Raw genomic sequence first — 17,859 nt, forward strand, 5'->3', positions numbered from 1 at the left:
CCATATTTTTTTGGCGAATAGTAATTATAAAAAATTCCGCTGAATTTATTGGACTTAGCTCAGATATTATTTCGAGAATTAAGAACAATCAATATAAAAATGACATTCCTATATCTCACATTAATAAAATTAATGAAGGATTATTAAAGGTAAAATCGAGAAAAGATTAAATATCCTTTCTCGATTTTCTTTATATGATGTATAGAGTTTTATTTTATCGTAAAGCTATATAAAAGAAGTTAAAAGTACCTTTGTTAACAAATTGTTGCTCTTTTATTTTAAATTTTTTGGTATAGTATTTGATTAACGTCATTATAGAAATAAATCCATGAGTTATCTTTGAATTTAAATTCCTGTATAAATCTAAAACTATCACTATCACTGTCATATTTTTCAGTTTTATATTTGATGTAATCTTTGACAATATGGTAATAATCATTTATAGCTTTTTTATCAATAAAATTTTCTTTACTTACTTTTTCGGTCCCTTCCTTTATAAACCTTCTATAGCTTTGTTCAAAAACTCTTTCTATATAATATATATTACAATCCCAATTTTTCTTTTTCATAATATTTTTATTATTTTCATCAGATAATGTTATTAACCCATCCATCCTTTGAAACTCATATAAAAAATTACGTATTGATTCAATTAAAACTGTTTTCACATATTCAACTGAGATTTCTTCACCATTTTCTATAGAATTTAATATATTATATGAATGCATAAAATATGAATCTATTACTCTAAATTCTTCTTGTATTTTATCCGTAAGGTACTTTTCATACGCACTTATTCTTCGTTTATCTATAATTATCAATGAAACTAAAATAAGTATTAGAACTATCATTATTGTGATTAAAATCTTATACTGTTTTTTCATACATTCACTTCCTAATATTAATTGAATTTTATCATTAAAATCTTGGTATGTTATTATTCTACAACATCAAATTTTAATGTTCGTTCTTTATATGCATCTTCATCTCCCCAGTAAGGGTCTAAACTACTTGATACATCATATTGTAATCTAACACCAAATTTTACATCTTTACCTGTTTTTGATTCTCCACTTATTGTAAAATTAGTATGGAATTTATCCTCTTTATTAGCTAATTGCATTCCCTTTTCAAATCCAATTCCTCCTTGATATGAATTAAAGTTTACAAAATCTCCATCGCTTTTTGTTTCACCATATTTATAATCACCTGTTATATATACTGGCGACCCTGGAAATATGGGTAATCCCCATCCAAAACTAAAATTTATACTACCAGTAGACGTATATTGAACAGCACTTGCTTCTGCTTTTTTTATCTTAGCTTTGCTAGAAAAAAGACATGCATCAAATCTTGTTTTTTTCCATCTTCCTATTCTAAGACTAGAATCTTCTTCAATTTCATCTTCCCAAGAAGCATCTGTATATTCTTTTACTAGTTCTAAATTTGCTTGTATATCATGTTCACCATTTTGTAGCAATCTATACATACCAACTAACTCAAATTCTAACTTAATATATTCAGTTACTTTTCCACCTGAAACACTATAAAAATATCTATGAATAATTGGAGTAGAAGAAATATTAGTATTACTTTTAATTTTCACTTCATTTTTCATATCTAAGATTTCTAATTCTCTTTCTGATAAGTCACTCATTTCCAATATCTCGCGTTTTGGTTCAATTTCGCCTATATACCAATGTCTATCTTCAAAATTACTCTCTTCGTACTTATTTATATCTTTAAAGAATAATTCCTCATTTATAAATTCTGGATCTGCAATTTCAAATATAATATATTCTTTTGTTTCTTTATCTTGTAAATATAACTTTACTCCAAACTTCTCAACTTTATCAAAAACTTTGTTGTTAAATGATAATTTCTTAGAAGGATCTTTATCTATAGAAAAAAAGATACATTTAAAATTATCATTTAAATCATTTAACTTTGCAATGATTTCTTCTTTTCTACCTTTTTTTAATTTTCCATCTAGGGCAAATTTTTTGTTGTTAAAAGTACCCTTGATTTTCATGTTGTTTACATCATATAGTTTCGCACTATCTATTTCTATAGCTTTTATGTCTTTATCTACAGAGTTAGTTGAAATTTCACTGCATGGTTCTGATAAATTATCTGTTAAATAAATTGGATACATTTCTTGGTTACTGCTTCCTTCTGCAAATATTACATTCTGAGTAAATATTAACCCCAAAATAATAAGCAACGAAAACATTTTTGTCTTTAAATTTTTCATGTTAACTACCTCCATTATTTTAATATATGAATTATAATAACACAAGCAATTTCCATTTTCAATCATTTTTGTAAAAATATATTAATTTATCTCAAGTTTATCTGATGGAGATTATATTCTATACTTCTCACTTGATTCCCTGCCTGAAAATCAAATTAGGACAAATTACTCAAAATCATATTTTTTTGGCGAATAGTAATTATAAAAAAACTACACCAATCACTTAGTCACAAGTCTTTCTATTAAAATAGGACTGTATAAAAAAATATATAAAGCGTTAAAAGATGATAGTATATATAGAGATTGTGATTATATGGTCAAAAGCAAGAAGATGAAGAAGAAACATTCTACATAGACTGTTTTGCAAATGTAAATAAAGCTCTTAAATAAAGTAGACTGTTTCATTATATTTAAACTCACGCTCCTATGATATAATATTATATATACTATACTCAAGGAGCGTGTTAAAAATGAAACAGTCTATTGTACACATTGCGTTAGTTGTAAGAGACTATGATGAAGCTATTAATTTTTATACCAATAAATTAAATTTTGAATTATTAGAAGATACATACCAGCCAGAGCAAGATAAACGCTGGGTTGTAGTTTCACCTCCAGGGTCATCTGGTACAACAATACTGTTAGCCAAAGCATCTAAAGAAGAACAATCACCTTTTATAGGTAATCAAACAGGTGGAAGAGTATTTTTGTTTTTAAACACAGATGATTTTTGGAGAGATTATAATGATATGGTAGATAAGGGTATAGAATTTGTTAGAAAGCCAAAAGAGCAACCTTACGGTACTGTAGCTGTATTCAAAGATTTATACGGGAATCTATGGGATCTCTTGCAGTTAAAAGAAGATCATCCTATAGCTAAACGAACTAAATAATTATGGATACTAAGGAGTTTCTAATGAAGAAATAACATGTAATAGACGTACTTAAGATATAGCTAACAAATATGATTTTGTAGTAACTACATTTATGTTTAATATAGTAGCATTTCATAACAAATGTTACTCTAAGGCTATAGGTTAATGAGTTATTATTTTTATGAAAAGAAGATTATGATACAAAAAAAATTTTAGCTACTTAGAATCTCTTGATTCTAAGTAGCTCATTTGGTAAAAGTATTATATTTTCTAGTTGGTTTTACTATATTAAATTTATACAGTATATTATTTTAGTATACTTACTTCGTTTTAGTTAAAATACTTATTATTGTTTATCCAAATTAATCTTCAAGTAATTGAACTGCAAAATATAAACACGTGTCCTCTTGCAAATAATTAAAATCTTCAGGGTAAAACTCGAATCCGAAACTTCTATTAAAATTGAATTTTGAAGAAAGATTAGGTAGAACTTTAGTTAATAATTCATCAAGATTTTCAGCTTTATTTTTAAATTGTAATTTGAAATATATATAACGCCCTGCTGGTATAATAACTCTAGTAAAATTATCGCAGTTTGCAAACTCTGACACTTCACATGATGCAATATATTCATATGATTTATTTTTTGAATTCATATTATAGCTAATGTACCCTATAGCTTCTTTTTTATCAATTAAGTTCTCCACATTACTTTTATATAACTTCTCAGTGAACTCCCCCCATAGTTTAGGCAAATCAGTTGTTTTAAATGTTTCAATTTTTCCATTATATTTCAAGCCTACGTATTTTGCATCATTAGTTAATCTCTTAATAATATATTCCATAAAAAACACCTCAATCTATTTTATATACTAATATTAAACATATTGACTAATTGATATTTTTTATACTGAACATCGTTTTAGAATGAAACTTCCATTTATAATTCTATCCAATATCTTCGTATTAACATCTCTTCAAAAACTGGTTTATCCCAAAGCTTTCCACCGTTTTTCTCTATAGTTCTAGCAGATCCTTCATTTGTATCTGCACATGTTATCAACACTTTATCATAGCCTCTAGTTCTTAACATTTCTAGTAGTTTACTAAGCATAACTGTAGCATAGCCTTTCTTCCTCTCAGAAGGTCTTACTCCGTAGCCAATATGTCCTCCATGCTTAGTCAATGCTTCGTTTAATTTATGCCTTAAATCTATAGCCCCTAGTATTTTTTCATCTTCATCTACTAAAAAATAAAGAGTTGATGCTACTAAGCCTTTATCATACATTTTATCCGTTTCATTACTTGACCATTTTTCTAAAAGCTCATTATACTCTTTTCCACTTCTTTTTGATGCGCCAGGGATAACCTCTATCCCAGCATCTTCCCATTCTTTAATATAATTAATATATGCTGACTCTTTTATTTCTGTATATTTGACTAACCTACCTTCCATTATAATTCCTCCTTTTTAGTTATATGCTAACCTTTTTTATAACTAGTGCATGGTATTTATGATTTGCTTTATATTCTTGAACTGTTAAATCTTTATGCTTGCTGACAATCTCATTTACCTCTGGTATTATGTTTTTATCAATCTTCCATGTAGCTATAAATAAAAGATATCCATTTATTGCAGTAATTCTTTTCATCTGGCTAACCACATCTTCTAATACGTCTTGTAAGTGGCCTAACGCATTATAGCAAAAAGATACATCATATGAACTATTCTCAATGTCAAGTTTAGTAGCATCCATCTGTGCATACTTAAAATTACATGGTATGTCCTTAATATTATTTTCTAACCTCTTTAAAGAGATATCCGTTGCAAGTACTTCTCTTGCATACTTTGAAGCACTATAGCTAAAGTCTGAATCTCCGCAAGCAATCTCTATAGTTCTTTTATCTTTAATATAAGAGCTCAAATCACTAACAATTTTTTGGACTATTTTCATTATGACACTCCCTCTTGCTTTTTGTAATTACCACGTATATCTACCTCTATTTGCTTTACTACGTCTTTTCTACAACCGATTAACCAACTAGTCATATTTGCTGGTGTACATGCATGGTTTGGAATTATTTCTACTATATCTCCCACTTTCAATTTTGTTTTACCACATACATGTATTTTCCCGACCTCTTCTGAAAGATTATAAAGAGTTAGCTCTGTATGTCCCTTGATATATCCATAGCCTTTTATAGCACTATTTCCATGTGCTCCCTTATCTAATCCAAGACATTTTGATCCTGCATCTATAATAAATAAATCCTCAGTAGGATGTGATACAACAGATGCGAGTACAGTTAATGCACAATCTTCTATTCTTGCAGTATCAGTAGATATTTGTATACAATCATTAAATACATAATTACCTGGATGGTATATATTGATATATTCATCTGATACAGTTTCAAAAAATGTTGGTGTAGCGCCACTACTTATAATTTCTAATTCATAACCTGATGATATTAAAGCTTCAGTTGCTATTTTTAGGGCTCTTTTTTCATCATCAACATATTTTTTGACTTCATCAGCATTAGTAGCTCCATATACATGCCCAGGATGTGTTGATATACCCTTAAAGCATAAGCCTTTGCATTTTTGCAACTTATTGACTAAATCTACTACTTTGTCAGGATTTACTCCAAATCTATGTAACCCTGAATCAACGATAACGGTATAGTTAATAACTACTTTTTCCTTGGTAGCTACTTCATTTATAATATAAGCACTCTTTAAATTATCTAATCTAATAATAAAATTTGATTTTTCGGCTATATCTATTACCCTACGAATATTTGGCAGTGTTGATACTGGATAGGCATACATGATATTTTCTATTCCTGCATCACAAAGAGCTTCACACTCATCTAGAGTTCCAGCTAAAAAACCATCAGCTCCAAATCTTTGCTGTAATCTTACTATCTCAGTACTTTTATGTGTTTTTATCATTGGCCAAAGTTTTTTATTATATCTATTACATTCTTCTTGGTATCTTCTAATATTTCTCTCCATTATATCTAAATCAACTAGTATTGCTGGTGTTTTCAAACCACATTTTTTCACATACACCACTCCTTACTTGTTTATGAAATTCAAGATTAAATCAATTATACCATAATATAGCTTGCTAATTTTTAAATATCGTCAAAACTTATTGGTTTATGATAAAATAATATTGAACCTGAATTTATAATAACTAGAAAGGTGTGATTAGATCAGTATAATCTATTCTTATACAATATTTAGTGCTCAAGCTTAGGTGGGGACGAGTACCAATGTTAGTGAGAATCAATATACACTTACCAATGGAAGGTGGGCCCAAGTAAGAAGTTATTCCGCCTTACAGTGGCAGTCACAAACATTCATAAAAACTGTCATGGTTCGGATTTGGAGATGAAATAAGCTCTAATGAAGCTGGAACTGGAAGTAATCGCTGACCCTAAAGGAACTGGCGGTGAATTATGTCACTATATGATTCAAGTCTAAAATGAAAAGAGTTAAACGGAACCCGCACTTCTTGATTATTAACTTAATCAAGAGAGGGGAAGTCGAGCTTGAGCAGAAAAAACGAAAATCAAGGTTTCATCTGTCAAAATTGTGGTGCTACTGTTAATGCACTGAAGAATGGTTCATATCGTAATCATTGTCCATATTGTCTTTATTCACTACACGTTGATATAAAGCCAGGAGACAGAAATAATTCGTGCATGGGCGTTATGAAACCTATAGGTATTAAAAATACCTCGAATAAAGGTATGCAGGTCATCCATCAATGTATTAAATGTAAAGAAATAAGAGTAAATAAAGTAGCCTTAGATGATGAACAACCGGATGATTTTGATGTATTGTTAAGACTTATGTAACTTAACTTGGGGTGTATTCACACCCCATTCAGACTATAGACAAAAGCCCAATTTCTACGTTGTAGTTAAAATTTCCGTTGCTCACTTACCTCTAAGTAAGCTCTGCTACTCAATTTTAACACCCTTGAAATTGAACTCTTACTACAGTCTGCTATCTTAATGACTTTGTTATCAATCTATTTGGAGTGTATTCACGCCCCATTAATATTATTTATATTTTCTCGCAAAATACTATAAAGATAATAGTCCTGAAACTTACCTCTAACAATGCCTCTTTGTCTTAAAAGACCTTCTCTTACAAACCCAGTCTTTTCTACTATCTTGCATGAAGCTATGTTGTCTGGATGAATAAATGTCTCTATTCTATTTATATCAGATGCATTAAATAGAAACCTTACAAAACTATTTACTGCTTCAGTCATATATCCTTTTCCCCAAAATTCAGGTAACAAAACATATCCTATCTCACATCTTTTGTTTTTTTCACTTACTCCTACAACCCCTATTGTACCTATTACTTTATTTGTAGATTTTAAAATAATCCCATGCTCTTTATCTTTCATCAAAGTATCTAAAAATTTATTTGCTTTTTTTATATTTTCAATGGGATACATCCCATAGGGTTTAGTAATCTCATCTTTTGAATATATCTCAAAGACACTATTTAAGTCATCTTTTTCAAGTAACCGAAGCTTTAAACGCTCAGTCTCTATCACCGTTTCTCCCCCTTTGTAGATAGCAATTTATATAAGACCAAAATGCTCTGCAACTATGTCGTAATTTTCCTGAATAGATTTTTTACCATCTACTACTATTGATTTGTAGCCCAGCTCATCTGCTTGTTGTTTTATAATCTCCGCAAATTTGATATCTCTTTGCATCCAATTTTCAAAAGCTATTTTAGGATTACTACAATCTTTCAAATAGTCTTCTACCCAATCTCTTTCGCTGTATTTATTTACTTGAAAACCGCTTGTAGGTACAATAGAAATATATCTGTCTTTGCTTACTTTATGAATGTCTGCATTTATAGGGAGTATTGCTGCACCTTCTACGATAATGCCATTTACATCATCTATCTCTTTTAGATCATCTATAATGACTTCAAATGCCTCTTCATAAAATTTTATCTCGTCTTTAACTAACTCATCTACATCTCTAAGCCAAATGCCATCCAAATCTAAGCTTAGTATCTTCTTCATTATTTCTTTTCCCTTTTCAGCACCTTTTACTGCGTATTTTTCTAGGAAATCATCACACTTATAATATTTAAATCCATATTTGTCTGCTAACATCTGCGCTATAGTACTTTTGCCACTACATGGTGATCCTCCAATCCAATAAATCTCACCGTTGTTCATACAATTCCTCCTATTTAGTTTTAGAGTCAGTTTATCAAACTCATCCTTTATCCCTATTTTTATAAACCCAAGCTTTTTATACAAGTAATTTGCACTAACTCTATCTGGTTCTACATGAACATTTATCTCATTATAATTTTTGTTTTGATAATAAAGTATAGCTTCCTTCATGAGTTTAACCTCTGTACCCAGTATTTGATATTTCTGTTCAACTGCCAAAACAGATATATACGGCTGACTATCAGATATAAAGGTTATGACAAACCCAACCACTCTATCATCATATTTAGCTACCCAGTTGCTATCTTCATTGAACTGAGGTATATCATACCAATCTACATTCCATGGTTCTTCATTAAAACTACTAGCATATACCTGTGGTATATCTTTGTAATCTTCTTTATTCATTTTAACAATTATAATATTATCTTTCATCTGGTTCCCTCATTATTTTTAACATACCTTCTAGTAACTCTTTATTTTCAGCTATATTATATTTAGTTAATATTAGAGTAAAATTCTCTGCTAGAGTCTCCTCTGGATGTTGGATATCATCAGTGTTTATACTAACCTTTTCTATATAACCGCTGACATTTTGCGCATCTACAACTTCGCCTGAATCAATAATGTATAATCTTATCCTTAAACTTTTCAAAATATCTTTATTTACATCTATATTTTTACCTTTTATCATAATTAAAGGACATACTTTTACTTGGCTATTATTATACTTAACTTTTACTGAAACTGTAGCCATTGCATCTGGGTTAACAAGAGTATATGCTTTGACATCTGTAGGTATATCAATACTATTGATTATGTCAAAATCAAGCAATTTGTATAACTTTGCTCTCTTTATCTCATTTAACCTTGAGTATACATGAAAGAACTCATGTGCAAGTAAACCATATAACCTGTCTATATCATAGTTTATTTTCTTTTGAGGTAAGATAATCATATTTTCTCTGGTATAAGCACTATTAAACTCTTCTCTTCCACTTGTCTTTATAATATAGACATTTTTATTCATGTTGATACCAATCTCACCAAGTTTGCCTTTAAGTTTATCTAAGCAAGTTTTGAGCTTATTTTTTTCGTCTTTTGACCACTCACAAACATTTTCCTTAAGAAACTCAATAAATTGATTAAGATTTACATTATTATTTGTATCCATCTTCAGTGCTTTCTCAAATGGTTTCATAGCTGTTAAATAATCATCTACAACGCCTATCTTTTCTTTTCCTTTTGATTGGTTTAAAACAATAAAATCCATTTTTGATCCTCCTGTAAATAGTTTAAATCAATACTCGTATCGTTTATTATTTCTACTATTTTTTCTGTGTTTACTTGATTTAGTAGTTTTTTTAAGAGCCATTTTCTCTTTCAGTTTTTGAGCACGGTTAAGATACTTTAATTCTCTTTGTAGTTTTAGATAATTTTTCCATCTCTCATCACTCAGCACTCCTGCCCTCAAAGCTTTTTTTACCGCACACCCCGGTTCATTTCCATGAGTGCAATTATTAAAACGACACTCACTAATTAATTTTTCAATATCGTTAAACATCATGTCTATTCCGTGTTCTACATTCCATAATGATAATGATCGCATACCTGGTGTGTCCATTATCAGACATTTGTTAGGTAACAATACTATCTCCCTATGAGTAGTTGTATGCCTTCCCTTACTATCCTCTTCTCTTATCTCTTGAGTTTTTAGTAACTCTTTGCCCATCAGCGTATTGACTAATGTCGATTTGCCAACACCTGATGATCCTAATAATGCTATCGTTTTATGTGGTAATAAATACTTATTAATCTCATCTAGTCCATAACCATTTAAACAACTTATGGCATGCACTTCTACACCCGGAGCTGTATTATATACCTCTACTAGTTTATCTCCTATATCTTCACAACAATCTGCTTTAGTAAGCACTATTACTGGTAATGCACCGCTCTCCCATGCAGATAACATATATCTTTGTAGTCTTTTCATATTAAAGTCATTGTTTAATGATTGTATGATAAATACCGTATCTACATTAGCTGCAACAATTTGCTCTTTTAACTCTGTTCCCGCTGCACTTCTTGAAAATTTAGTCGTTCTATCTAATACACTATATATTTCTTTAGAATCATCACAAGCTTTTAAAACTAACCAATCTCCTACTGCTATATGCATAGTATTATTTCTTTTAACTTTTATTTCCCCATCATTAGTTATAACTTTTAAATATTGACCATAATCAGCTAATACTCTTCCTGCGTAAAGATGCTCTTCTTGTAATTCATCTAATTGTTTCCCAAAAAATTCATTCCATCCATAATCACTTATATTCATTTATTCATATCCATCCTTTACAATCTTATTTTTTATTTGTTCTATATAGTTCGTTTCCCTCTTGTTTTCTCTCTTGTTTTCTCTCATAAAACATCCCTCCTTTATTTAGACACCAATAAACCCATAGGTTTTAAACTACCTATGGGTTTATTGGTAAACAAAAAACACGCTACCAGCGTGCTTATTCTATATACACTATTAGGTTGCTTAAAAGGAATTAAAGTATTCAGTTAGACTAATTTCACCTCTATAAATTTTACAGTCATTATGAACAACTCCTTTCCTTTCTTAAATAACTATCATATCTCATTATACTAATAAATATTCATTTCGTCAATTATTTGTTCCACTCAAATTCACTTTATAAATTGCAGGTACTCTCAATAATCTGCAACACATAACCACTATATATATTATTACAAAACATCCAAGCATAATCATAGAATTCTACTGAGATTGTACATCGTATTCATTTGCTACAAAATCTTTTAGATTCAAGAGCTGTTTTTTCCCAATGTTCTTTTTTACTGTTTTAACTTTGCCATCTTCAACTATTTCACCTATATAATCACCTGTAATTAGGTTATAATCATCTTCAATACAATCCATTGAATCACCAATAAATTCATATGAACCTTCTGTAAATCCAATTAAAAACCAGCCATTATCTTGATAACGAAATCTAAAATATCTATGCCATTTACTCGAACTACCACCAAAGAACTTTAGCAATACAGAACCTCTATCTATAGATATACTTTCGAAAGGATCTCCAAAAGTCCCACCTTCAATCTCATTAAGAATCGCTTTTTCCGCCTTTATTGATAGCTCATATGTATTGTTTTTATTCCCAAAAACTATTAGTAAATTTCTTAAAGGTACATCTTCAGATTGATTACTTTGCTCAATTACAAAGGCTTTATCCATTATTCCATCCTTATTTAAATCTCCTTTTGATATGGCTAATTTTTCATATTTTTTTAAAACTTCCCACCCTTTAGGTATAAATGACTCTATATCTTGTACATCACTATTCACTTTATCTTCACTTTGAGATTCAACACTACTACAATCACTTAAATCTGGTTTTTGATTATCTTTAGTTATATTTTTACCCGTAGTTGAAAGTGATTTTTCAACTTGTGGCATAGGCATTTTATTCTCACATCCAACCGTCAAAAATACACTATATAATACTATTATAAATAATACAAGCTTTTTCATATAATAAATCTCCCTTTTCTAATCTCTACTTTAGCCAGTTTCAGCACTCTACAACTATACTACATTTAAATATGTCTCCCCCAACATAACATATATCATTAGTATACACCTTAAATTATCGTTATGTCCACTAATATAACTCTCCATTTAAAATACCAATGGTGATGTCTCTTAAGCCATCCCCATTGGTATTTTAAAAGTAATATTATGAACTGATTCTAGAAATTAAACTCTTTATCCCAAGCAAATGTGGCTGATTCTTCGCTACACTTAGGCCAATGCTCACACCACTTTGGCATTTTGACATCTCTTATTATGTCAACTGATGGATGATATGCTTTGATATCTAAAACTGGGGTTTCATCCATAGCATCTATATATGCGATTTCTACCATATTACTGTCTTCATTTATAGATAACAATTTACAAGCAGTTATAGCTATTGGATTTGGCCTAATAGGCGATCTAGTTGCAAATACTCCAAGTTTTTCTGGTGCTTTTTTATATGGAGAGTCCATCACTAGGCTCACTCTACTCTCAGAAGTATCATTTTGGTTAAGCCACCATATTACCTGTATATGACTAAAATCTTCTAATCCTTTAGTTGCCTCAAACAGTTCTTTTTTTACCTCTATAAAATATCTATTGTTCTTAATCCTTATTTTGCCTATTGGTGAAAATGTAACTGACATAATCATACCTCCTTGAATTTTTTGATATGATTATTATATGATATAATTGTTATAGTTTCTTGATACTAACTGCTTACTATAGCTCTACTATAGTGATGAAAAAAATATAATTTGATTAATATTGCTTAAGGAGTGATTTTGTGAATATTGAGCAAGTTAAAACAAAGAACTTACTATTAGGTGGAATGATTTTTTATGGTGATCCTATCAGTGTAAAAGGAGGCTGGGATACGTCTAATCATATAGGACAACTTTGGTCTAGATATTCTGAGTTTCTCAGGCAAAATCCAGTTAGAAAATATTCTGCAAATAAAAATAGTATGTATGAAATTCATATATATAATGAGTCAACTCCCACAAATGGTTATTTTGAAGTATTTGTGGGTGAAGAAGTCACCAGTTCAAAGCTACCGATAGATTTATGTACTAAGTTTATTAATGAATCTTTATATCTAAAAGTAACTTTAAGCGGTGATGAAATAACAAGTGATTGGTGGCATAAAATTATCAATGATAACTCTATTGCTAATATGAAATTAAAACCTACTCAAAAATATCTAATTCAAGTATATGACGAACGTTTTAAAGGTATGGACAATATTGAAAATTCAACCATGTATGCTCTAGTCCCTCTAGAGGAGTTATAGCTATGTCAATTATTGAATCAGTTTTAAGTGGAATTAATTTTATTGAAGCAAGACTTTTAGAAAAAATAAATGTTGTAGATGTCTCAAATCATGCAAATTATTCTCAATTTTATTATTCTCGTCAGTTTTCTAAAACAACATGTATATCTATATATGATTACATAATGCATAGAAAATTTACTGAGTCTTATAAAGATTTGCTATCCACTAATCATAAAGTAATAGATATTGCTTACAAATATGGTTTCAGCTCTCATGAAGTGTTTACTCGAGGTTTTAAAAAAAAGTTTGGAATCAATCCCAGTGAAGCAGTAGATAGTAACCATCTACTATTGTTTGATAAAATTGACTATGACTATTTAATGTATTTGTCTACTATAAAAGTCGAATTATTTGATAGTAATTTGGATACTTATTATTTTGTAGGTAAACCTACAAATTCTCTACTAAATACAAATAATAATGTATTGATTGTCCTTAATACACTTTACAATCAGATTGATTTTATTATGAATGGTAATTTACTGACTAGTAAACAATCTCTATTATCATATAATCTAGGAATGTTAAGGCTTAAGCTGAGGCTATATAACTCAAATATTGAATATGCTATAAGATTTTACTTAAACAACTACTATGAAATTACTCAGATGAAAAATAACTTCATAGTAGTCATAAACAATGATAAGTATGTTGATATATGTATTGCAAATTAATGTTTTTTAATCCTCAAATACTTTTTCTAGTACTATACGCTTTTCGAATTTGCCTCTTAAAGCGTTTTTGTTGTTCTTAATATCATATAAGTTTTGTCTTGAAAAGTCATAATAATCAATTAGAGCATCTAATACTTCTAGTATATCTGCCATTTCTTCTTCGCAAGGATGTGCAATAAATTCTATCGTCTCTTCATAAAGTTTACTAATCAATCTCTGTTTGTATTCTTCGTCTTTTGCTATATGTGTTTTGCAGTTCTTCCCATCACTTTCAATGATATCTGGAATTAAATCTCTCACTAACTTATCATAAACTATTTCATTTTTCATATTATCGCTCCCTGAAAATACTAATATGACTGCAATTACAAAACTTCTTTAATTTCGCTCTATAATATTTTTTACGAACTCTCTAGCATTTTTAAAATCTTGTTCATTGGGATGTTTGCTAGCCTCTTTGTAACGTTTGATTTTTTCCTCTGTTATTGCATGTGGATGATCCGCTGGCAATGATTTGAATCTTTCTATTAACCTTTCGTCTATCTTGCCTTGGCATAAGAAACTTCCTAAATGCTCATTATGTTCATTGATAGCTACTTTAACATTTTCTTTGCATTTTTTTGCATGGTCAGAATCTGGATAAGCTCCTAATGTTCCCATTGCTATAATTTTTTTATTTTCTATTTTCTCAATTAATTTTAATGTTTTGCCGTCACATGTACCTTTATCTACCCAGTAACATAATATTATAAGGTCATAGTTATTAATCTCTGTTACTTCATCAACAGATACAAATACTGTATTATTATAAACATCGTCTCTTATTGATTCAGCTAATTTTTTTGTATTACCAGTTAAACTTGAATATACTATAATACTTTTCATATTTCCTCCCCTTTTTTTGTTTTTGATATAATTCACTAATTATATTTACCCATTACATATTTATACCCCTATAATACTAATATGAATCAGAAAAAAAGAATTACTCGATTAATTTAAATCTCTCTAGCATTTCCCATCCTGCACATTGACCAATTTAGTGAAGTCTTTCTTATCTCTTCACTCAAACTTTTTATCTCTGGAAGTATCCTAAGCTCAACATTCCTTCTAAAAAGTTCAAAAAATATATCATTTATTACTATTTTTCTTATTGGTATTTCAGTTTTTTCACTAACATAATATCCAGCTATTTCATCCTGTAAGTAAAAGTTTTCCTTATTGAATTCGTATATGTACAGCTTAGTGTTTTTCATTTTTTCAAACCACCACTGTTCTATGGCTACTACGTGTATTGACTTTGTTGATGAAAAGTATTTATCTATATCGTTTTGATTGGTATCTCTTCCTATATGGTAGGTCACTCTTGGGCAATCTCTCGGTGTCAAAAAATTAGGCAAACATCTTTCATTTAATGCCCAAACCAATGGAGGACTATCCCTCAAATCCTCTCTATATGGCTTTATGGGCACAAATTTTTCAATACTCTCTTCTTCACTTACATGAAATAATCTCACAAATTACCTCCTTAGTTGAATTAATTAGTATCAAATCAATTTTTAAATGATAATCATATTGAATTTATTTAACCTTTTTAAAATACATATTTAATAAATCTAAGAATTCTTGTTTTTCTTTTTCTGTATTAAAGACTGATAATGGAACCACCACCGCACTGACAGCACTCTCGTATATAAATATATGGTTACTATCTATATCAATTTTATCAATAGAACTCCACTTGAATCTGGAGGTCTTGTACTGACTTGATCGAACAATTTCATCTTCGCTTATGGTCAAAGTACTAGGTGCAAACAAATCCTTATTCTTACCTTCTGCAAACATTTTAGAAACCTGTTTCTTATACCTTTTCTCTATGTGTTTTGGATAAAATGCATACCAGAGTATTGCCATTGATATAAATATCACACTCCAGTATAAAAGTGATATGTTAGTGAGTTTATGAGCTATAAAAATAGCTGGTATGTCTATTAATGGGCCAATAATTCTCTGTATAAATACTGATTTTTTAAGAGCTGGGGAAGTTTTTAGATGATGTATATTAAAATCAATAATATCTTTTTCTGTAAGTTGGTATTTTATATCCATATAGACCTCCTTTTTCATGATATTTTTTATTATAGCATATAAAAGCGGTAGTCTGAAAATTAAAGTTTTCTATTTGAAATGAATCTTATGATCTCATTGCTTTATTGATTGGTTGGTATCCTTTTTTGAGGTAATACTTTGTGGGATAAGATGATCTTTATAATTTAGCCATTAACATATATCTGTCAGACTGTAATAAAAGCAAAAGTCCAAGTCATGTTAAAATTGAGTAGCAGAGTTTATTTAGCGATAAGCGAGCAACGGAAATTTTAATAACGACCTTCATTATAGCATACTTCTTATATTTTGTGAATATGGGAAATATTTGTCGTTTCTTTTACGGTTTTGCCAAGATTGTTTTCAATTAATTTAAATGTATTCAGCTAACTACGATTTTGGCAATTACATGATAAATTACTAAGGGAATCTTTAACTGTTAGTCAAGTTTTCAATTCCCCCAACAAAAAAAGAAGAACTTCAAAGATATAACAATATAAAATTGATTAATTAAAGTCGAAGAATGAGTTGGACTGAAACTAAAACGCAATATTTAGAAAATAGTAATTAAGATTATTTTTTTATTTGCTTTTAATAGTATATATAGTAATATTAAAAATGTATAATCAGAAGTAATTCAATAGCTTATGGCAATTTATCTAATTCATACTATCATTAGTTATGCATAATTTTATAGAGTTTAAGTTCTTTTAAAATAATAAATAGTAGCAGAATCATAAGGTGAATATTCAGGTCTATGTTTGTATAACCCTGCTCTCCCCCATTTTGATATAAAGTAATCTCCACTAACGATAGCTGAGTGTTCTGGTTGAGCTTTTATGTCATCAGTCGGCATATAAGTAGCTTTAACACTCGAACTAACGGATGATGACTGACTATAGCTTCCATCTGTATAATAAGCAGTAGGATCATTCATCCAGTATTTGTTAGAAGCACTTTGTTCATACCATGCATAAGAGTGACAATTATAAATTTTTGTTGCACTAGCTAATCTTTGAGCGTTTGGGTATAATCTATCATATTTATTATTGATTTGCATTTTTTGTAAATCTGTATAATCTTTTTTCACTATATATACTTTAACATTTGTTCCTCTAGGTGTAGTAACATAAGTAGTTTTTATACCTACCAAAGGATCTTTTATCGATTCTTTGGTACCAATTCTATCGTTTAAAGCTTCAAGAAAAACTTTCTCTATAAATTTATCATCTATTTCTTTTATATTAGTGTATTTTGTCTCTAACACATGCATAGCATCAGGTCTAGAAATAAAAACACTTAACGGTTCAAAAATATTTATAAGTGAATCTAAACCTGTATCAAAATCGTCATATGCAAAAATATTTGCTAAAAAAGGATATTCCATTATTATATCTAATAAACCTGTTGTGGAAATATCAATAATCTTTTCTTTAGGTATATTTATAGCCTCAGCTCTCTTCTTAAATGGTACACTTTTATTATCTAAGGAAAATATAAATTTTGCTTCATTGATTATATCATTATTTTGAGTACTCATAAAAGCAACCTCCCTTTCAATTTATGGTATATTCGAAGTATGAATTTGTAATAAATTGCCACAACGGCATTATATAACGAAATACATATATAAATATCAAATTTTTATTAAGTGATAATATAATACGCTCAAATAGGCAAAATTGAAGCTTTATTTGTACTGCTTTTGCAACAAAATATTGCTAAGATTTATCCTAAAAAATAATAGGCCACACTAAAAAGCATGACCTACTC

General features: G+C 29.4%; 21 protein-coding genes. 4 read left to right on the forward strand and 17 right to left on the reverse strand.

Annotated features, from left to right (window positions below; all coding sequences use genetic code 11):
• Positions 1 to 278: 278 nt before the first annotated feature.
• Complete coding sequence (locus P3X86_RS09335) at positions 279 to 884, reverse strand: hypothetical protein (RefSeq protein WP_483292403.1); 606 nt, start codon at positions 882 to 884, stop codon at positions 279 to 281.
• A gap of 53 nt (positions 885 to 937) precedes the next feature.
• Complete coding sequence (locus P3X86_RS09340; RefSeq protein WP_483292404.1) at positions 938 to 2,254, reverse strand: hypothetical protein; 1,317 nt, start codon at positions 2,252 to 2,254, stop codon at positions 938 to 940.
• 470 nt (positions 2,255 to 2,724) lie between these two features.
• On the opposite strand from P3X86_RS09340, the gene P3X86_RS09345 reads away from it, so the two are divergent.
• Positions 2,725 to 3,147: a VOC family protein gene (locus tag P3X86_RS09345; RefSeq protein ID WP_483292405.1), complete on the forward strand. Its 423-nt coding sequence runs from the start codon at positions 2,725 to 2,727 to the stop codon at positions 3,145 to 3,147.
• A 344-nt stretch (positions 3,148 to 3,491) separates the two neighbouring features.
• On the opposite strand, the gene P3X86_RS09350 is transcribed toward P3X86_RS09345, so the two are convergent.
• The 4 genes from P3X86_RS09350 to P3X86_RS09365 all read right to left on the reverse strand — a co-directional run bounded on the left by P3X86_RS09350 (position 3,492) and on the right by P3X86_RS09365 (position 6,199).
• Positions 3,492 to 3,974: a GyrI-like domain-containing protein gene (locus P3X86_RS09350; protein WP_483292406.1), complete on the reverse strand. Its 483-nt coding sequence runs from the start codon at positions 3,972 to 3,974 to the stop codon at positions 3,492 to 3,494.
• 95 nt (positions 3,975 to 4,069) lie between these two features.
• Entirely contained in the window at positions 4,070 to 4,585 is a 516-nt protein-coding gene (locus P3X86_RS09355) for a GNAT family N-acetyltransferase (protein WP_483292407.1), read from the reverse strand.
• Positions 4,586 to 4,604: 19 nt separating this feature from the next.
• Complete coding sequence (locus P3X86_RS09360) at positions 4,605 to 5,084, reverse strand: class I SAM-dependent methyltransferase (protein ID WP_483292408.1); 480 nt, start codon at positions 5,082 to 5,084, stop codon at positions 4,605 to 4,607.
• Complete coding sequence (locus P3X86_RS09365) at positions 5,084 to 6,199, reverse strand: alanine racemase (RefSeq protein ID WP_483292409.1); 1,116 nt, start codon at positions 6,197 to 6,199, stop codon at positions 5,084 to 5,086. Before P3X86_RS09365 ends, P3X86_RS09360 begins: the two co-directional genes overlap by 1 nt.
• 491 nt (positions 6,200 to 6,690) lie before the next feature.
• On the opposite strand from P3X86_RS09365, the gene P3X86_RS09370 reads away from it, so the two are divergent.
• Positions 6,691 to 6,999 carry an RNHCP domain-containing protein gene (locus tag P3X86_RS09370; protein ID WP_483292410.1) on the forward strand — a complete coding sequence of 103 codons (309 nt, stop codon included), beginning with the start codon at positions 6,691 to 6,693 and terminating at the stop codon, positions 6,997 to 6,999.
• Between the two features lie 191 nt (positions 7,000 to 7,190).
• On the opposite strand, the gene P3X86_RS09375 is transcribed toward P3X86_RS09370, so the two are convergent.
• The 6 genes from P3X86_RS09375 to tsaA form a co-directional block, all read right to left on the reverse strand.
• Positions 7,191 to 7,715, reverse strand: coding sequence for a GNAT family N-acetyltransferase (locus P3X86_RS09375; protein WP_483292411.1), 525 nt, complete (start codon positions 7,713 to 7,715; stop codon positions 7,191 to 7,193).
• A 27-nt stretch (positions 7,716 to 7,742) separates the two neighbouring features.
• A complete protein-coding gene (locus P3X86_RS09380; protein WP_483292412.1) occupies positions 7,743 to 8,795 on the reverse strand; it encodes a GNAT family N-acetyltransferase in 1,053 nt (350 codons plus the stop codon).
• The gene (locus P3X86_RS09385; RefSeq protein ID WP_483292413.1) at positions 8,785 to 9,633 is read right to left on the reverse strand and encodes a hypothetical protein; all 849 of its coding nucleotides are present in this window, start codon (positions 9,631 to 9,633) and stop codon (positions 8,785 to 8,787) included. The genes P3X86_RS09380 and P3X86_RS09385 overlap by 11 nt, the downstream gene beginning before the upstream one ends.
• Positions 9,634 to 9,660: 27 nt before the next feature.
• Positions 9,661 to 10,701 (reverse strand): ribosome small subunit-dependent GTPase A, encoded by a 1,041-nt coding sequence (gene rsgA / locus P3X86_RS09390; protein ID WP_483292414.1) that lies wholly within the window; start codon positions 10,699 to 10,701, stop codon positions 9,661 to 9,663.
• 447 nt (positions 10,702 to 11,148) lie between these two features.
• Positions 11,149 to 11,925 carry a hypothetical protein gene (locus tag P3X86_RS09395; protein WP_483292415.1) on the reverse strand — a complete coding sequence of 259 codons (777 nt, stop codon included), beginning with the start codon at positions 11,923 to 11,925 and terminating at the stop codon, positions 11,149 to 11,151.
• Between the two features lie 218 nt (positions 11,926 to 12,143).
• Complete coding sequence (tsaA, locus tag P3X86_RS09400; protein WP_483292416.1) at positions 12,144 to 12,617, reverse strand: tRNA (N6-threonylcarbamoyladenosine(37)-N6)-methyltransferase TrmO; 474 nt, start codon at positions 12,615 to 12,617, stop codon at positions 12,144 to 12,146.
• A gap of 140 nt (positions 12,618 to 12,757) precedes the next feature.
• Here tsaA and P3X86_RS09405 point away from each other — a divergent pair, with 140 nt between their 5' ends.
• A complete protein-coding gene (locus P3X86_RS09405) occupies positions 12,758 to 13,264 on the forward strand; it encodes an effector binding domain-containing protein (RefSeq protein WP_483292417.1) in 507 nt (168 codons plus the stop codon).
• Between the two features lie 2 nt (positions 13,265 to 13,266).
• Positions 13,267 to 13,980 (forward strand): helix-turn-helix transcriptional regulator, encoded by a 714-nt coding sequence (locus P3X86_RS09410; protein WP_483292418.1) that lies wholly within the window; start codon positions 13,267 to 13,269, stop codon positions 13,978 to 13,980.
• A gap of 6 nt (positions 13,981 to 13,986) precedes the next feature.
• On the opposite strand, the gene P3X86_RS09415 is transcribed toward P3X86_RS09410, so the two are convergent.
• The 5 genes from P3X86_RS09415 to P3X86_RS09435 all read right to left on the reverse strand — a co-directional run bounded on the left by P3X86_RS09415 (position 13,987) and on the right by P3X86_RS09435 (position 17,626).
• Positions 13,987 to 14,310, reverse strand: coding sequence for a phosphoribosyl-ATP pyrophosphohydrolase (locus P3X86_RS09415; RefSeq protein WP_483292419.1), 324 nt, complete (start codon positions 14,308 to 14,310; stop codon positions 13,987 to 13,989).
• Between the two features lie 48 nt (positions 14,311 to 14,358).
• Positions 14,359 to 14,865: a flavodoxin family protein gene (locus tag P3X86_RS09420; RefSeq protein WP_483292420.1), complete on the reverse strand. Its 507-nt coding sequence runs from the start codon at positions 14,863 to 14,865 to the stop codon at positions 14,359 to 14,361.
• A 113-nt stretch (positions 14,866 to 14,978) separates the two neighbouring features.
• Positions 14,979 to 15,497 carry a DUF6886 family protein gene (locus P3X86_RS09425; RefSeq protein WP_483292421.1) on the reverse strand — a complete coding sequence of 173 codons (519 nt, stop codon included), beginning with the start codon at positions 15,495 to 15,497 and terminating at the stop codon, positions 14,979 to 14,981.
• Between the two features lie 64 nt (positions 15,498 to 15,561).
• Positions 15,562 to 16,089: a YcxB family protein gene (locus tag P3X86_RS09430; RefSeq protein WP_483292422.1), complete on the reverse strand. Its 528-nt coding sequence runs from the start codon at positions 16,087 to 16,089 to the stop codon at positions 15,562 to 15,564.
• A gap of 697 nt (positions 16,090 to 16,786) precedes the next feature.
• A complete protein-coding gene (locus tag P3X86_RS09435; RefSeq protein ID WP_483292423.1) occupies positions 16,787 to 17,626 on the reverse strand; it encodes a hypothetical protein in 840 nt (279 codons plus the stop codon).
• Positions 17,627 to 17,859 lie beyond the last annotated feature (233 nt).

Source organism: Abyssisolibacter sp. ZYX002, assembly GCF_056892235.1.

Bases quoted from the DNA above. Each gene is read 5' to 3' on its own strand.
- P3X86_RS09415 (WP_483292419.1), bottom strand. From the start codon at position 14,310: ATGAAAAATGAAATAGTTTATGATAAGTTAGTGAGAGATTTAATTCCA.
- P3X86_RS09345 (WP_483292405.1), top strand. From the start codon at position 2,725: ATGAAACAGTCTATTGTACACATTGCGTTAGTTGTAAGAGACTATGAT.
- P3X86_RS09420 (WP_483292420.1), bottom strand. From the start codon at position 14,865: ATGAAAAGTATTATAGTATATTCAAGTTTAACTGGTAATACAAAAAAA.
- P3X86_RS09360 (WP_483292408.1), bottom strand. From the start codon at position 5,084: ATGAAAATAGTCCAAAAAATTGTTAGTGATTTGAGCTCTTATATTAAA.
- P3X86_RS09340 (WP_483292404.1), bottom strand. From the start codon at position 2,254: ATGAAAAATTTAAAGACAAAAATGTTTTCGTTGCTTATTATTTTGGGG.
- P3X86_RS09410 (WP_483292418.1), top strand. From the start codon at position 13,267: ATGTCAATTATTGAATCAGTTTTAAGTGGAATTAATTTTATTGAAGCA.
- P3X86_RS09350 (WP_483292406.1), bottom strand. From the start codon at position 3,974: ATGGAATATATTATTAAGAGATTAACTAATGATGCAAAATACGTAGGC.
- P3X86_RS09335 (WP_483292403.1), bottom strand. From the start codon at position 884: ATGAAAAAACAGTATAAGATTTTAATCACAATAATGATAGTTCTAATA.
- P3X86_RS09395 (WP_483292415.1), bottom strand. From the start codon at position 11,925: ATGAAAAAGCTTGTATTATTTATAATAGTATTATATAGTGTATTTTTG.
- P3X86_RS09380 (WP_483292412.1), bottom strand. From the start codon at position 8,795: ATGAAAGATAATATTATAATTGTTAAAATGAATAAAGAAGATTACAAA.
- P3X86_RS09385 (WP_483292413.1), bottom strand. From the start codon at position 9,633: ATGGATTTTATTGTTTTAAACCAATCAAAAGGAAAAGAAAAGATAGGC.
- P3X86_RS09430 (WP_483292422.1), bottom strand. From the start codon at position 16,089: ATGGATATAAAATACCAACTTACAGAAAAAGATATTATTGATTTTAAT.
- P3X86_RS09435 (WP_483292423.1), bottom strand. From the start codon at position 17,626: ATGAGTACTCAAAATAATGATATAATCAATGAAGCAAAATTTATATTT.
- P3X86_RS09355 (WP_483292407.1), bottom strand. From the start codon at position 4,585: ATGGAAGGTAGGTTAGTCAAATATACAGAAATAAAAGAGTCAGCATAT.
- rsgA (WP_483292414.1), bottom strand. From the start codon at position 10,701: ATGAATATAAGTGATTATGGATGGAATGAATTTTTTGGGAAACAATTA.
- tsaA (WP_483292416.1), bottom strand. From the start codon at position 12,617: ATGTCAGTTACATTTTCACCAATAGGCAAAATAAGGATTAAGAACAAT.